Source organism: Gluconobacter sp. Gdi (assembly GCF_014132155.1).
GTDB lineage: Bacteria > Pseudomonadota > Alphaproteobacteria > Acetobacterales > Acetobacteraceae > Gluconobacter.
On record NZ_BLJQ01000041.1, the window covers coordinates 1 to 1586 of the forward strand.

General features: G+C 56.4%; 2 protein-coding genes and 1 pseudogene. All 3 read left to right on the forward strand.

What is annotated here, in order from left to right; all coding sequences use genetic code 11:
• Positions 1-61: 61 nt before the first annotated feature.
• Positions 62-289, forward strand: a pseudogene (locus JN414_RS17300) (transposase); the annotation flags it as partial.
• Between the two features lie 330 nt (positions 290-619).
• Positions 620-1027 carry a Mu transposase C-terminal domain-containing protein gene (locus tag JN414_RS17305; RefSeq protein ID WP_375781691.1) on the forward strand — a complete coding sequence of 136 codons (408 nt, stop codon included), beginning with the start codon at positions 620-622 and terminating at the stop codon, positions 1025-1027.
• Positions 1027-1586: AAA family ATPase (locus tag JN414_RS16340; protein ID WP_202208870.1), on the forward strand; the 560-nt coding region annotated here is incomplete at its 3' end. The genes JN414_RS17305 and JN414_RS16340, both read left to right, overlap by 1 nt.

The following is a 1586-nucleotide window of genomic DNA, read 5'->3' on the forward strand; positions in this document are numbered from 1 at the left end:
TCATCGGGCTTCCCGGCCGAATGCGATATGGCAGGCCGATCATACCCAGCTTGATATCCTGATTGTCGATGCGTGTGGCAAGGAAGCACGGCCATGGCTGACAACGGTCATGGACGACCATTCGCGGGCGGTTGCCGGCTATATGGTGATGTTGGGTGCGCCTTCTGCGCTCAACACCTCGCTCGCACTTCGGCAGGCGATTTGGCGCAAGGCCAATCCGAAATGGCCAGTGTGCGGTATTCCAGACGCGTTGTATGTCGATCACGGGTCGGACTTCACCAGCCTTCATCTCGAACAGGCATCGGCGGACCTTCGCTTTCGTCTGATCTACTCAGGCGTTGCCCGTCCGCAGGGCCGGGGGAAGATCGAACGGTTGTTCCGTACCATCAATACCGAGTTGTTGCCCGAACTTCCGGGCAATCTGTGTCAAGGCAAATTGTCTTCGCCCCCTCGTTTGTCACTCGCCGAACTGGACGCCACGATTGGGGATTACATCGTCTCAACGTACAACACTCGACCACATAGCACTATCGGGATGGCCCCTGCCAAAGCGTGGTGTGGCGATGGATGGCTGCCCCGTATGCCCGAAACGGTGGAGGAACTGGATACGCTACTGGTCATGGTTGCCAGACCTCGCACGGTCCATCGGGACGGCATTCGTTTCGAAGGACTGCGATACTTTGATCCGACACTCGCAGCCTATGTCGGCGAGCCCGTGATGATTCGTTACAATCCCCGCGATATGGGTGAGATACGGGTTTTTCACCGCAATACCTTTCTCTGCCGGGCCGTGAGTGCAGATCATGCCGGGGACAGCATTACCCTGAAAGACATACAGACTGCCCGCATCGCCTATCGTCGGCATCTACGAAACCGGATTGCAGAAAGAAAGGCCCGCGTAGCCGACTTTTTCCCCTCTCCTGTCTTTCGTCCTACTCAGCCAGCGGTGCCGGTAACATTGTCCGGTAATGAAGCCAAAGGACGGCAGAAAGGGAGACGTCTGCGCATTTACAGCGAGGGGGACTGATGCGCACAGCACGTACTACCAGCTTCATCGCGACCCAGGAGCATCGTCGCTTCAGTGAGTTTGCAGATGCCGTTCGCAAACATCGCTATATTGGCCTATGTCATGGCCCTGCCGGGGTCGGGAAGACACTCTCCGCCCGTCGATACACCCATTGGCACGTAGTTGGGAAAACCTTGGAGGAATGGGGACCGCGCGGATCAGATCAAGCAAAGGTCAATGCTCACCTCGAAAAATCCCGAGCTATCTTCTTCACTCCCACGGTCAGTTGCAGCGTGCAGGAGTTGAGACATGACGTGCCGGCACTTATTGCCCGTGCCGAGATGTGCATCGATGATCATGTACGTCCCCATGTCCAAGGCCAAGCGAGGATCATCGACCACACGACCCGCTATATTGAACTGCTAATCGTCGATGAGGCGGAACGGTTGAGCATGACGGCGCTGGAATGGTTGCGTGACCTGTTCGATCGACAAGGTATCAGTCTTATCTTCATCGGTATGCCCGGGATTGACAAACGAATGGCGCGCTACCCACAACTTTTCAGTCGGGTGGGCTTTTC

Coding starts and splice junctions, on each gene's coding strand:
- JN414_RS17305 (WP_375781691.1), top strand. CDS start 620: ATGGTTGCCAGACCTCGCACGGTCCATCGGGACGGCATTCGTTTCGAA.